Annotated in this window: 14 protein-coding genes; 6 read left to right on the top strand and 8 right to left on the bottom strand. The window is 48.5% G+C overall.

The window, feature by feature from the left end:
- The first annotated feature begins 146 nt into the window (after nucleotides 1-146).
- From C2I18_RS26980 to C2I18_RS26970, 3 genes are read left to right on the top strand one after another with little or no spacing between them, the layout of a single operon-like run.
- Nucleotides 147-899, top strand: coding sequence for a (Fe-S)-binding protein (locus tag C2I18_RS26980; RefSeq protein ID WP_249898778.1), 753 nt, complete (start codon nucleotides 147-149; stop codon nucleotides 897-899).
- Nucleotides 896-2,323: a LutB/LldF family L-lactate oxidation iron-sulfur protein gene (locus tag C2I18_RS26975; RefSeq protein WP_249898777.1), complete on the top strand. Its 1,428-nt coding sequence runs from the start codon at nucleotides 896-898 to the stop codon at nucleotides 2,321-2,323. Before C2I18_RS26980 ends, C2I18_RS26975 begins: the two co-directional genes overlap by 4 nt.
- On the top strand, nucleotides 2,320-2,991 hold the full coding sequence (locus tag C2I18_RS26970; protein ID WP_249898776.1) for a LutC/YkgG family protein: 672 nt from the start codon (nucleotides 2,320-2,322) through the stop codon (nucleotides 2,989-2,991). The genes C2I18_RS26975 and C2I18_RS26970 overlap by 4 nt, the downstream gene beginning before the upstream one ends.
- Before the next feature lie 94 nt (nucleotides 2,992-3,085).
- Here C2I18_RS26970 and C2I18_RS26965 read toward each other — a convergent pair whose 3' ends face one another.
- Together C2I18_RS26965 and C2I18_RS26960 are read right to left on the bottom strand one after the other, a co-directional pair.
- Nucleotides 3,086-3,550, bottom strand: a complete 465-nt coding sequence (locus C2I18_RS26965) for a hypothetical protein (protein WP_249898775.1) — start codon at nucleotides 3,548-3,550, stop codon at nucleotides 3,086-3,088.
- A gap of 53 nt (nucleotides 3,551-3,603) precedes the next feature.
- On the bottom strand, nucleotides 3,604-4,131 hold the full coding sequence (locus tag C2I18_RS26960; protein ID WP_249898774.1) for a GNAT family N-acetyltransferase: 528 nt from the start codon (nucleotides 4,129-4,131) through the stop codon (nucleotides 3,604-3,606).
- A gap of 274 nt (nucleotides 4,132-4,405) precedes the next feature.
- Here C2I18_RS26960 and C2I18_RS26955 point away from each other — a divergent pair, with 274 nt between their 5' ends.
- The gene (locus C2I18_RS26955) at nucleotides 4,406-5,785 is read left to right on the top strand and encodes a hypothetical protein (RefSeq protein WP_249898773.1); all 1,380 of its coding nucleotides are present in this window, start codon (nucleotides 4,406-4,408) and stop codon (nucleotides 5,783-5,785) included.
- Between the two features lie 47 nt (nucleotides 5,786-5,832).
- Here the strand turns inward: C2I18_RS26955 and C2I18_RS26950 are convergent, their stop codons facing one another.
- The 5 genes from C2I18_RS26950 to C2I18_RS26930 form a co-directional block, all read right to left on the bottom strand.
- Entirely contained in the window at nucleotides 5,833-7,041 is a 1,209-nt protein-coding gene (locus C2I18_RS26950; protein ID WP_249898772.1) for an MFS transporter, read from the bottom strand.
- 120 nt (nucleotides 7,042-7,161) lie between these two features.
- A complete protein-coding gene (locus C2I18_RS26945; protein WP_249898771.1) occupies nucleotides 7,162-8,166 on the bottom strand; it encodes an ROK family protein in 1,005 nt (334 codons plus the stop codon).
- A 15-nt stretch (nucleotides 8,167-8,181) separates the two neighbouring features.
- Entirely contained in the window at nucleotides 8,182-8,724 is a 543-nt protein-coding gene (locus C2I18_RS26940) for a GNAT family N-acetyltransferase (RefSeq protein WP_249898770.1), read from the bottom strand.
- A 169-nt stretch (nucleotides 8,725-8,893) separates the two neighbouring features.
- On the bottom strand, nucleotides 8,894-9,085 hold the full coding sequence (locus tag C2I18_RS26935) for a hypothetical protein (RefSeq protein ID WP_249898769.1): 192 nt from the start codon (nucleotides 9,083-9,085) through the stop codon (nucleotides 8,894-8,896).
- A gap of 77 nt (nucleotides 9,086-9,162) precedes the next feature.
- On the bottom strand, nucleotides 9,163-9,789 hold the full coding sequence (locus tag C2I18_RS26930; protein WP_249898768.1) for a spore coat protein: 627 nt from the start codon (nucleotides 9,787-9,789) through the stop codon (nucleotides 9,163-9,165).
- A 352-nt stretch (nucleotides 9,790-10,141) separates the two neighbouring features.
- Here C2I18_RS26930 and C2I18_RS26925 point away from each other — a divergent pair, with 352 nt between their 5' ends.
- Both C2I18_RS26925 and C2I18_RS26920 read left to right on the top strand, forming a co-directional pair.
- Nucleotides 10,142-11,452: a hemolysin family protein gene (locus C2I18_RS26925; RefSeq protein ID WP_249898767.1), complete on the top strand. Its 1,311-nt coding sequence runs from the start codon at nucleotides 10,142-10,144 to the stop codon at nucleotides 11,450-11,452.
- 75 nt (nucleotides 11,453-11,527) lie between these two features.
- Entirely contained in the window at nucleotides 11,528-12,589 is a 1,062-nt protein-coding gene (locus C2I18_RS26920; protein WP_249898766.1) for a hemolysin family protein, read from the top strand.
- A gap of 134 nt (nucleotides 12,590-12,723) precedes the next feature.
- Here C2I18_RS26920 and C2I18_RS26915 read toward each other — a convergent pair whose 3' ends face one another.
- Nucleotides 12,724-13,578, bottom strand: coding sequence for a manganese catalase (locus C2I18_RS26915; protein ID WP_249898765.1), 855 nt, complete (start codon nucleotides 13,576-13,578; stop codon nucleotides 12,724-12,726).
- Nucleotides 13,579-13,687 lie beyond the last annotated feature (109 nt).

Here is a 13,687-nt window from a genome sequence, read left to right as displayed (position 1 = left end):
ATTTGTTCCATCATACACCCCTAGTGTAAACGCTAACAACATTTTATGTCAACAACATACACATTTTTTATGCGTTTTTATGTTGTTTTTCATTGACTTCTTGAGTTAAGCTATAATTAGTCGAAGTCGCGATTGGAGGAACAGGAATGAAAGTCAGTATTTTCTCAACTTGTTTAGTGGACCTTATGACCCCTAATGTAGGAAAGGCTATGGTCGAGGTTCTCGAAAGGCTTGGCTGTGAAATTGATTTTCCTGCTTCGCAGGTCTGCTGTGGTCAACCCACCTATAACAGCGGTTATCTGGAAGATTCAAAGCTTGCGATGAAAACTATGATGCTCGCCTTCGAGCACTCCGATTACGTCGTCGGTCCTTCCGGCTCCTGTATTGCTATGTTCCATGAGTACCCGAAGGTTTTTAAAGGAGATCCCGAATGGGGATTGAAAGCGGTTGCGTTAAAAGAGAAATCATATGAGTTTACACAATTTATCGTGCGGGTGCTGGGTGTTACTGATGTCGGAGCAAGTCTTGAGGGTACCGCCACCTATCACCGTTCCTGCCATATGACCAGATTACTCGGGGAAAAAGAAACGCCCTACCAGCTGCTTGAACAGGTACGCGGATTGCAATTGGAGCCGCTTAAGAACAGCGATAACTGCTGCGGGTTTGGCGGAACCTTCTCGGTCAAAATGCCGGAGATTTCACAGCAGATGGTCGATGAAAAATGCCAGTGTGTAAAAGATACAGGGGCAGACATTCTGATCAGTGCCGATATGGGCTGCCTGCTTAACATTGGCGGACGTCTCTCCCGCAAAGGGGAACCCGTCAAAATTATGCACATCGCGGAAGTGCTGAACCACACAGTTCATCCTGCCGCCGTCAAAGGAGGAATCCCGACTTGAGCCTGCAAACCGATAAACGGGAATTCAGTGAACGCAGTACTGAAGGTATCAGCGATACATTCATGAGAAGCGCCGTAAGCTCTGCGCAGGACAGCCTGAAGACAAGACGGCTTACTGCCGCCACCTCACTCGGGGATTGGGAGCAGTGGCGCACGATCGGCCAGCAAATCCGCCAGCATACACTGAAGAACCTGGACTTTTACCTTAATCAGCTCGCAGATAATATTGAGCAAAGAGGCGGGCATATTTATTTTGCCGCAACCAAAGAAGAAGCCAGCAGCTACATCCGGGATGTCGTCGTCCGGAAGCAGGCGAAGAAAATCGTCAAGTCCAAATCGATGGTCACCGAAGAAATTGAAATGAACAAGGTATTGATCGAAGCCGGATGTGACCTGATTGAGACTGATCTTGGCGAATATATTCTCCAGATTGACGACTGGGACCCGCCTTCCCATATTGTGGCCCCTGCCCTGCACAAAGACCGCAAACAGATCAGGAGAGTGTTCACTGAAAAACTCGGCTATACCGGTGATGAAACGCCGGAGAATCTGGCCCGGTTCGCCAGGGAAGTGCTGCGGCAGAAGTTCCTGGATGCGGATGTCGGGATCACGGGATGCAACTTTGCCGTAGCTAATATGGGTGCCATCAATCTGGTGACCAATGAGGGTAACGGAGATCTTACAGCGGCCATACCGAAAACCCAAATTGCGGTGATGGGCATGGAACGGATTGTGCCTACGCTCGAAGAGATGGAAGTGCTGGATAATCTGCTCTGCCGCAGCGCTGTCGGACAGAAATTAACGAGTTATATCACCGTTATGGGCCCTAAGGTATCAGGTGAAAGTGACGGTCCGGAAGAGTTCCATCTCGTTGTCGTGGATAACGGCCGCTCGGATATTCTGGGAAGTGAATTCAATGAAGCTCTGCAGTGCATCCGCTGCGGCGCCTGTCTGAACGTCTGCCCGATCTACCGGCATATAGGCGGGCATGCCTACGGGTCGATTTATCCGGGACCGATCGGAGCCGTAATTACTCCCCTTCTCGGCGGATATGATGACTATAAGGAGCTTCCTTTTGCTTCCAGCCTTTGTGCAGCCTGTACCGATGTCTGTCCGGTCAAAATCCCGCTTCACGAGCAGCTGATTATGCACCGTCAGAAAATCGTGAACGAAAAGCGCACCGGTGCAGCAGACCGTATGCAGATGAAAGCGGCAGGCCGCCTGCTCTCTTCCCGGTCCCTCTTCGGCAAGGCGCTGCGGTTTGCGAACCCGGGAAGCCGGATGCTCAGCAAGCATGGACGGATTGTGAGAGGTCCGGGACTGATTCAAGGATGGATTAATGTCCGTGACCTTAACCAGCCGGTCAAGCAGCAGGACAGTTTCCGGACCTGGATGGAGCAGCGTAAAGGGGGCAGCGGTAAATGACATCAGCCAACAGAGAGGCATTCCTGAACACCGTCGCTTCCAAGCTGGGGCGTGCACGGGCAGCTGAAGTACAGCGGCCTGACTTTAAGGGAATGTTTCCGGACAGTTACGGGAGTCTGACGACAGATGATTTAATTGGGATTCTGAAAGAGCAATGCTTCTTCATTCACACGCAGCTGATCGAATCAAGTCCTGAGATCCTGCAGCAGACCCTCGATGATCTGATCCAGGCCAACGGCGGTGGTCCGGTCATTACATCGGGTGACTCCCGGTTTGCAGGGTATGGACTGAGCTTCCCGGATTCGTACGTCTGGTCGGAGTCTGCCGGCAGGGAGAATAATATCAGCCGCTCGGAAGCAGCTAATACCGCTATTGTCTTTGCGGATTACGTGCTGGCCGAGTCGGGTACGATTGTTGTGGAGAGCCGGCCGGACCAGGGGCGCTCGCTTCACTTTTTGCCGGACCATTATATTGCAGTGATTGAGAAACAACGGATAGTCCTCCGCTCCACCCAGGCGGCCGCAGATCTGAACCGAAGGGTGGAAGCCGGTGAACCCGTGGGCTCGGCCATCAACTTCATTTCCGGCCCTTCCAATTCGGCGGATATTGAAATGCAGCTTGTCGTAGGCGTTCATGGCCCTCTTAGAGCAACTTATGTCCTTATTTAGGTTCATATGTATTGGGATGATTTGATAACAAAGCGGCAGCCTGGACGGATAAGGTCCGGGGCTGCCGCTGTTGTGTTTCTTTTAATGAATACTCCTATATCCACGTCTGAAAATATTTATTGTCCATCTCTACATCATTCATTGCTGCCCAGCTCTTTAAATCCGCGATAGCTTTATCTTCTTCATCCTTTGAATACCTGAATGCCATATCCATAGGGACGAGCATCCTACCGTGAGGCAATATCCCTATTACAGGTTTAAAATACCCTCTGATCATGATCATTTTAATATCCTTTGGTTTCATTACCTTCCCATTGAATATCATTTGCTCATTGGACAGGCATAACTCTGTTGGTTTTTTTAGAAATGTTATGTACAAAGAAATTAGCATTACCCCTACACATATACAAATTGCTGTTAAAGATGCGTAAAAGAAAAATTCTCGCTGCGAATCCCATAATCTCCATACGTTAAAACATTGAATGGATGTAATTAAAATCATGCCGATAACGGTTCCCATACGTGATGCAGTTTTTACCGGATACTTTATCTCACTCAATATAGCCCCCCCTCTGCTTTTATTTTTGAGTTAAATCAACTTTACTAATATTGCTATAATTTTATTACCATGTGAATGTCATCGGGTTCTTTTTCAAATAATTCCGCATCGATATCTGTTGTAACAGCTGAACCAAGACTGGTATAAAACTTCACAGCTGATTCAGTCTCGGTCGACGAAATATATAAATACTTTGCCTTTTGTTTAATTGCTGCTTTACTAAGCGATTCCATAATAAGACTGCCGATGCCTCTTCTTCTGTATTCCCGTGACACATACATAAGATCAATCTGAAGCCTGTCCTTATCATAGCCCCTGAACTTATGTGCCAGGACACCAAACCCAACTAATTTATTTCCGTCAAATGCTCCAAAAGCCGTTCCGCCGTGTGTTAGCTCATATTCATACCGGGATATGATTTCAAGATAAGTATCTTCCGCCCATCTGGGGCATTCATGCGGTGAATTTATTTCTTCAAGTACTCCGTTATTTAATTTGTACATCAGTTCAATGGATTCCGAACGATCGATGTCACGGATTTTATAAGCATCATGAAGTGTCATTTGAATTATTGAAATCATTTACAAGGCTCCTTTTATAAAAAAAATCACGATCACAATCGAATTCTACCATAGAATGGAATTACTTTGCCTCTTGGCTAATAAAAAAACGGCTGCCGAAGCAACCGCTGTTCCTCTAACCTCTTCCGTCTACTTATATGGAGATTTGTAGTTTGATAATCCCCGTATCCCCGGCCGCAGCAACTTATCCGCAGCAATAACGTCCATATTATTATGTAAATCTAACCATTTCATACAATCCGTACAACTTTGGAACATACCAGGAGGTTTATGTATGCGTTATTTAACTGTGGTTGTGCTGGCCGCTGCTTTGCTGTCAGGCTGCCGGGGAGCTGATAGAGCAGACAATGCAGGCACTTCTCCATCCCCTGCTTCAGCAGCCAGTTCGTCAGTCCCGGCTCAGCCAGCCGCTTCTTTATCTTCAGCGGCGGCAAGCGACGAAGAGCCTTTTCTATATATAGAACAGCTGATTACCATAGATGGATACAGGCAGGTGGTGCAAGTGAAGTCCAACAGCGACATTGACAGGGACTCATTGGAACAAGCGCTAAAAAATAGTCTGCAGACCAGCGATCCGCAGGCAGAGTTCAGCTATTCGCTGGAATGGGAATCTCCCCGGTTTGTACAGATTCGTCTGCATATGGATGAGAGCAGCAATTTTTCCGGAACGTTTAATCTGGATGAAGCAAGGACCGCAGATGGACAAACGTATGCTAATACGGAGCAGCCATACCGTAATTCAGTCATCATGAGATCCCAGGCCGGTCAAGGGAGCATTCTGTTCAAAGGCATCACCTCCGGTACCCGGCGGGTCATTCCGGGCTGGAATACGGGCTGGATCCACCCTGTACAAAACGTTGAATCCTCTTCGCCATCCTTTTTGTTCTATGGACAAGAAGAGCATCATCTGGTTCAGGCGTTGACAGGTCAAGCGCAGAATATTCCTTCTTTCTCCCGGGAAGAGGCCTCATTCGGCAATGATTACGGATATCATGAGATGTACTCTGACCGTTTTTATCAAGGCTACACTTATATGGTATCCGGCAACAGAACGCTGTACCGTGTGGATTTGAAGGACTTCACACGCAGTAAAATTCATACCTTTGACAAGCCGGTCTACGGAATGTCCTCATCTCCTGACGGTACCCGCATCGCTGTATTGTACGCGCATGATGATTACATTGGCCCCGGAGCGGACCTGCTGGTTCTGGACCGGAAAGGCAATACGCTGTTGTCGCGGGAGAATGCCGCTTTCCTTTCACACAGTGACGGTTTTCTATTCGTGTATCCGCTGGTCTGGGAGGATGATTCTACACTTATTCTTCCTGCTGACAGAGAGGTGAGCAACCCGCTCGGGAAAATCCGTTTCAGCATCACAAGCGGGGCATCTTCAATTATGGGGGATGAGAGAATTACGGATCAGGTAAAAGAGGATATCTGGGAGCATGAGCGCCAGCAGGATTACTTTCCGTTATCCAGGCTTCAGTGGTCGCCGGACGGAAGATTTGCGGCATATCCCTCCCATTCAGGGGCCATAACAGTATATGACAAGCTGGAAAGGACCTTTGAATTCGCAGCAGCAGGGACTCTGCTTGGCTGGATGCCGGATGGAACGCTGGCCTGGGCGGATGTTCGAACAGGGGCTATCCCTTAAGCCATATCCTATGCCTTGTTGGAATAGCCCCTGCATGAATCTGAATATTAATCACTTAATCTTTTAGTTCTGAGCACTCTGTTCACTGCTTCTACACTAAGCAGCATACCCGCCTGAAGAATAAGGATGATTACCGGAAATGAGTCTGTACCTGCGTTAGCCGCAAGCAGTCCGAACAGCGGCGGAACCAGTGTGGAACCGGTATAGGCTACAGACATCTGATACCCCATCAGTCTGGCGGAGTTCTCCCGGCCGAACCTCGCAGGTGTCTCATGCAGAAGCCCCGGATAAATAGGCGCAAGGCCGAGTCCGATGAGAATAAAGCCTAACATGGAAACGGATGAAGACAGCGGCAGGAGCAGAAGAATTCCGCCTGCCAGAGTTACCAGCTGGCCATAACGGATCAGCAGCCGGTTGGCAACTTTTAAAGTAATAAAACCTGTGATCAATCTCCCGACGGTAATTCCTCCATAATACAAGGAGATCCAGCCCGCAGCGGTTTCTGCCGCAACATTTCTTGTACCTACCAGATAACTGGCTCCCCATAACCCGACGGTCATCTCGACTCCGCAATACAGAAAGAAGGCCAGCAGGGATGGCTTTACTCCCTTTAACTGTAGTACTTTTACGGGTACGCCTGCTTTGTCCTTCTCTTCCAGGGCTTTCTCCTGGCTTATATGATCAGACTGCTCATGTCCTCTGGCTGCAGCCACCTTCTTCCACAAAGGAAGTGTCACCAGAAGAATTACAACCAGAATGAACTGGATGACGGCAACTGCGGCGTAACCGCCTCTCCATGAATGCGGCCCTGCCAAAAAACCGGCCATGATGACCGGACCAGCCGTAGCTCCTACTCCCCAGAAGCAGTGCAGCCAATTCATGTGGTGGGCCTTGTAATTGTCTGCCACGTAATGATTAAGTGCAGCATCTACCGCACCTGCGCCAAGACCAAGGGGAACCGCCAGTACGATGAACCAGAACATGGAAGGTGCCATGGAGAAGCCCAGTAAGGAAACAGCAGTAAGCAGGCAGCTGAACAAGGTAACTTTCCCGGTTCCCATGCGCCCGATGATTTGTCCGCTGACCAGACTGGACACGATGGTTCCGGCTGCAATGATCATGGATACAAGGCCGGCAGAACCCAGCGAAGAGCCGATATCCGGCCAGATGACCGGCCATGCGGAACCAAGCAATGAATCAGGAAGTCCCAGGCTGATAAACGCAAGATAGATTATAACTAAAAACCAGGTTGCCAAAACATCATCCCTCACTTAATAAAGAAACTTTATAAAGTACGCCCGTTTATTTTCCGACAGAATAATGGCATTGTCAAGTAAAGAAAACCAGTCCCCGGAATCACCTTCTGGAGACGGGTTTTAGGAGGTCGGAGCCAAATTGGACTGCAGTCCTTTAAGCGTCATCCTGCGCAGGCCCGTTTCAAAATCCTGCTGAAATGTATTCTGCAAAATAACCTCCGGATCGGAAGGCATAGGATGGTGTTCACAGTAAAGTCGCCAAGCGGGTTCCCAAAGCTCTTCCCCCACCCTGTCCTGGTAGATTACGATTTTATCGGGAGCAAGAACCGCATTTACGGTCTGAAGAATCCGGCAGACTACATCCACGAAGGTAGCGGTGCTCATTTCGCTCATCCAGTCCGGACTGTCCGGCAGAAACTTGATCTCTCCTGACATGCCGTTTTTGCCTCTGATGACCTTGCCATCCAGAACAATGCCCATACCCGGCGGATATCTGCGCGGAAAGTAAATGCCTGATATACACTGGTCCTCTGCTTCCCCATGCTCCATACAGTATCCGCTGATCGCGGCATTTACATCATTTTCGACCAGTACCTGAAGTCCAAATTCAGCTTCAATTTCTTTGATCATCCTGGAACCCCGCAGCTCCTGATGGCTGCTGACCGTTATTTCCCCGTTGACGGCTTGACCAGGGATACCGATGCCAATGATTTTGATTGCAGGATACAAGGAAATAAAATGACCGACGATGCTCCGGAAATACGCCCTGTCCAGTACAGGCATCTTGTAATTCTCCCTGGCCAGAATCCCGTCTTCCAGATTGACTACAGCTGCTGAGACCAGCTCCTGGCCCTGCTCTTCCTTCAGATACATGACAAGTGCAAGGCTGAAATCATAATTGTAACGGTAGGTCTGTGCAGGCCGCCCGCCGCCGGACGGGACAAAAGAATCCTCAAACAGCTCACCGCGCTCATGCAGCTCCTTGACCAGGGAGTTTATGGTAACAACGCTTAATCCGGTCATGGACGCAAGCCGGGGTTTTGTGGCCGTTTCGAGCTGTTTCATCACTTCACGCACATGGTTCAGATTAATCTCTTTCATCAGCGTAGGGTTTGCTTTTCGCATAGTTCCTCCTGCAGACTAAATACTGTCATCGGGATTGATAATAGCCAGAACCTGATGATCCTCCCATACCCCGCGGATCTTAAGGTTGCTGCGCGAGATGCCTTCTTTGTGGAAGCCTGCTTTTTCAAGCACACGGATCGATCCGGGATTCTTCGGGGAGGCTTCTCCCGTAATCCGGTGAAACTTCAGTTCCTGAAAAGCATAACTTACAACCTGCTTCACTGCTTCCGTCATGAAACCCTTCCCGTTAAAATTCTGGTCCAGCGTGTATCCGATCATACAGCTCTGAAGCGGTCCCCGTACTATGAAAGACAGCCCAGCGCTGCCGATAATTTGTCCGGTTGGCGTGTGGCAGATCAGAAAGTCGTATTTCCTGTCCTCTGCCCGGTCCGTCCTGCCCTTAATAATCATCTGGAGCTGATGCTCTTCCGTATAGAATTCGTCGGAGTTGCCTGGCGAGAATTCTTCAAAAAAAGTCCGGTTGCGCGTATTCATCTCGGTCATTTCCTTCGCATCACTTTCCTCGGCGAACCTTATGTATACCTGACTATCTGACATCTGTACCATCTCCATAACCAGTGTTTTCAGATAATTATATCAAAAAACCACATGGAGTATAGGACTCACATGTGGCTGAACTGCAATGGTTTACAGATTCATGCTGTTCCACAGCGTCTGAAACGCACTGTCTTCCACCTCGAAGAATACCGGGATCATGCGCAGCTAACTAACCCTTGACCGAACAAAACCAATTGCACCTTTGTGTTTTCCTCCAGCTGCAAATCAAATAGATGATTTTACGGTCTTCATTCTCATAAATTCCCTGATCGATCAGCGGCTCGGCAGCAAGCGGCTTGGCAGTTCCCAGCGCCGCTACAAAACCTTCCAGCTCATCTTCGCCGGTTATCCAGAACGGCATCCGGTCACATTTTGTTTCTGCTAAAATACAAAAAAGCCGCCCAAGGGCAGCTTCTTTGTGTTACTTCAGAAATCCGGTTAGTGAGTCATGTTACCGTTAAGCGGCGGCACAATTGCTGCAGGGCCGTAGCTGTTCAGCATTTGCTGCATATCCTGCTGCGGAAGCTGCGGTACTTGATAGTAACCCTTTTTGTTCTGGTAAAGGGAGACCTCATAAGCCATCTCAATACAGTTAGGCAGGGAATCGGCAAGTACGCGGCGTACTACCGGATTTGTGGATTCCAGTGCTGCATTGGTTTTCATAACGGCTCCAAGCTTCAAGGAGTTCAGCATACTGAGTGAAATAATCTGGTCATTAACACCCGCAACGGACTGGATAGGCATTTTTGGAGTGCTTGGTTTCATTCCGTACACAAAATCATTACCTTGTGTCATCTTATAGCTTTGTGTAGGTACGGAAGGATCTTGTCCGGTTTTGAAGCATTCCAGCGTAGTGTTGTATTCTGTGGTCATGAATTGCTTTTGACGCTCCAGAATCGTTTTCAGTTCGGGATCCTGTACTTGTTCACTAAGCATTGTATAAGTATCCAGCGTGCAGATTGCGCCTGCCAATACCTCGTGAACGTCGAACATCTCATGGCCGCCATGGTTCAGTTGCGGCGGAATGGTGCCTGTCTCCATATTTTGATGATTTTGCAGCTCCATTGTGTACTTCCTCCTAAGTTATAATCTGGTATTCACCATTTTGGATCACTCTGTATATTTCAGAGCCTACAGTAGTATTAATTTCAAATGTGCAATATATTCTGAATAATTCCGTAACTCTGCTGCAGTCAAACCATGACGTGCAGCTGGATGGTTGGGTCTGAATTATGTTATACTTTTTCGTAAACATTATGGAGGGGGGCTGAACAATAATGGGAAGGCGATATTGCAAGTGGATTGTACTCCTGCATTGATCTGCTTCTTCAACTGTAAGTTTAATTTGAACGCTATATGCCTGAATACCAACGTCCTAAATTAACTTGGAGGTGAATCCCTCTAACGAGGGAACTGATTGGACTTAATAACGATAATGAATTTATTCATACTTGCAGTACTGATTTTTTTGACAGCATTTTTTGTGGCCTCGGAGTTTGCTGCAGTCAAAATGCGGATGTCACGGATTGAACAATTAATTGATGAAGGAAATAAAAAAGCGGTTATAGCCAAAAAAGTCGTCGGCGATCTGGATTATTACCTGTCTGCCTGTCAGCTGGGGATTACAGTAACTGCGCTGGGACTTGGTGCAATCGGTAAACCGGCAGTGGAACGTATTTTGTACCCTGTATTTGATTACTTGAATGTATCGGAGTCGACGTCATCCATTGCTTCCTATGCAATCGCCTTTATTCTAGTAACCTTCCTCCACGTGGTGGTCGGAGAAATGGCGCCCAAAACGCTGGCCATTCAGTATGCCGAGAAGCTGACGCTGCTGCTCTCTCCCCCGCTGTACTGGTTCGGCAAAATCATGCACCCTTTTATTGTGGCGCTGAACGGAACTTCGCGGATTATTCTCCGCTGGTTCGGTGTAAAGCCTGCAGGGCATGAGGAGCATTATTCGGAAGAAGAGCTGCGGATCATTATGGAGCAGAGCTTTGAAGGCGGCGAAATCAACGAGACCAAGCTGGAGTATCTGGAGAATGTCTTTGCTTTTGATGAACGCATGGCCAAAGATATTATGATCCATAGAACGGAAATGGTTACGCTGGATTATGAGATGTCCAATGAGGATATTATCAGCATTCTTGACGCGAACAATTATACACGTTACCCCGTAATTGAGGCGGGCAACAAGGATAAGGTTCTCGGCGTTGTCAACGTGAAGAAAATGCTGCCCCATATTATTATGGGCCGTGACCGTGAGCTGGAGGAATTTGTGCGCAGTCTCCCGATTGTATCTTCAGTAACGCCTATCAAGGAAGCGATGCTCAAGATGCAGCAGGAACAGATGCATATGGCACTCGTTATTGATGAATACGGCGGAACGGCAGGAATTCTTACCCTAGAGGATATTCTGGAAGAGCTCGTCGGAGAGATCCGGGATGAGTTTGACGCCGATGAGGTCTCCGATATTCAGCAGGTGGACGACAAGACCTATTTGATCAGCGGCCGTGTCCTTCTGGAAGAGATTGAAGAGCAGTTCGGTCTGTCATTCGAAAACAGTGAGGAAGTGGATACGATCGGCGGATGGATTCAAGTCCGGGAAGGTACTGACCTTCAGGAAGGCCACGAATTCCAGGCCGGCGGACAGCACTTCCAAATCGCTGAGATGGATAATTTCCAGATCAAACTGGTTATTCTTCATTACACACCGGCAGAATCGTAATCTTCAATACAGCTTATATTCAAGTTACAGCCTAAAAAATTCTTGGAGGTGAATCCCTCATTTTGAGGGAAAACTTTGGACGGAGTCATTACAATAAATTTAATAATGGTTGCTATCTTTATCGGACTTACTGCGTTTTTTGTCGGGGCTGAGTTTGCCATCCTGAAGGTGCGGATGTCACGTATCGACCAATTGATCAGCGAAGGCAACAAAAAAGCGGTAATCGCCAAAAAGGTAGCGCATGATCTGGATTATTATTTGTCCGCCTGCCAGTTAGGAATCACGATTACTGCTCTCGTACTGGGAGCGCTGGGTGAACCGACTGTTGAACGGATTTTGCATCCGCTGTTTGATGAGATCGGCGTACCGGCGGCACTGTCCACTGTGCTGTCTTACGCCATCGCGCTGGCCATTATCACGTTCCTGCATGTGGTGATCGGAGAGCTTGCACCGAAGACACTGGCGATCCAGTTTGCAGAGAAAATGACCCTGCTGCTGGCCCCTCCGCTGTTCTGGTTCGGTAAAATCACCTATCCGTTTATCGTCGCCCTGAACGGTTCTGCACGCCTCCTGCTGCGCATCTTTGGTGTAAAGCCGGCAGGCCATGAAACCGTGCATTCCGAAGAGGAGCTGAAATGGATTGTTGACCAAAGCTACGAGAGCGGAGAGATCAACAAGACAGAGCTGGTCTATCTCAACAACATCTTTGCTTTTGATGAGCGGACGCTTAGCGAAATCATTGTTCCCTTGGGCAAGGTCGTTACTTTGCAAGCCGGGATGCCGGCCGCCAAATTAATCGAAGTCCTGGAAAAACATGATTATACGCGTTATCCTGTAGAAAGTGCGGACAGAAACGGGCAGTTTATCGGATATATTAATACTAAAGAAATGTTAACGAGTATTGCTGCCGGCAGGGATACAGACTGGCAGAAGTATATCCACGACATCCCCAAATTTGCCGAAAGCAAGAACCTGCGGGATGTACTGCTACGGATGCAGACTACCAGAGTCCATATGGCCGCTGTAACGAATGCTTCAGGAGCCACGACCGGCATTGTCACCATGGAAGATCTGCTCGAAGAAATTGTCGGCGATATCCGTGATGAAACGCTGAATGTGGAAGTCTCGCCAGGTTAACTGAATGAAGTACAAATGAAATTGGCCTGCACATCATGTGCAGGCTTTTTATTATAAGCAGGGTCTATCCTCTGATTAATAGAAACAAGCACCTCAATATGCCGAAAAACAGCAAGTTAAGGTGCTCTTAGGTACTACATTGGCGGTTGATGCGGTCCCTTCATATTAAGTACTTGTGGGGGTGTATCAAAAATGTATGGCGGAGCCGGAGGGAGATGAGGTTCCGGTGCTAAAGGCTGAGGCTTTGCTACATATTGAAAGACGCCTCCATCCGGAGCTGGACCATGTGCCCACGGGCCGGTTGCGCTGGCTTCCCCGCGCGAGAAATTAAACAGAACATGCGACACTTCCTGTTTCTCTAACTGCTTGGGGAAAGTCGTCGGGACGATAACTCCTTCCTTCGACTCCAGATCGCAAATAGCCGCCATCCACTGGTTCTGATGCATCGTATCCCGGGCCAGCAGCCAGGACAGCATATCCTTTACACCTCTGTCGTTTGTCATTTCGTATAACCGTGCGACCTGGAGACGGCCCTGTGACTCTGCATTCAAATTAGCTCTGAAGTCTGCCAGTAAATTCCCGCTTGCAATCGTATACCGGGAATTCCACGGGTAGCCGTTACTATCCGTAGGGGCCGCTCCCAGCCCCGTTACGATAGCATGCTGGGGATTTGAGCCGCCCAGAATCGCTGCAACCAGCGGATCACGCGCCGCGTCCTCAAGTGTCTCCACCGGAGCTCCATCCAGCAGGCGGGCAATCATCGTTGCCAGCATTTCTACGTGAGCCAGCTCCTCGGTTGCCGTATCCATCAATAAATCCTTATAAGCCGCACCGTCACCCCGGACATTCCACCCCTGGAACAAATACTGCATGGCAACGGTTATTTCTCCGAATTGTCCGCCTAAAACCTCCTGAAGCTTCCTTGCATACACCGGATCCGGCCGCTCTGGTTTCGCGTGATACTGCAGCTCTTTAATGTGAAAAAACAATTCATCACCTCATCGGGTCGTTTTTCGATCCCTAATGTATATTAGCCGCAGCTATCCTGAATGCATGTACGGAATTCATAAGGTTGAATTTAATTTTGCTTGGAACATA

Source organism: Paenibacillus sp. PK3_47 (assembly GCF_023520895.1).
Lineage (GTDB): Bacteria > Bacillota > Bacilli > Paenibacillales > Paenibacillaceae > Paenibacillus_AQ.
The sequence above is the reverse complement of the archived record's forward strand: the minus strand, read 5'-3'. Positions and strand labels throughout refer to the sequence as shown.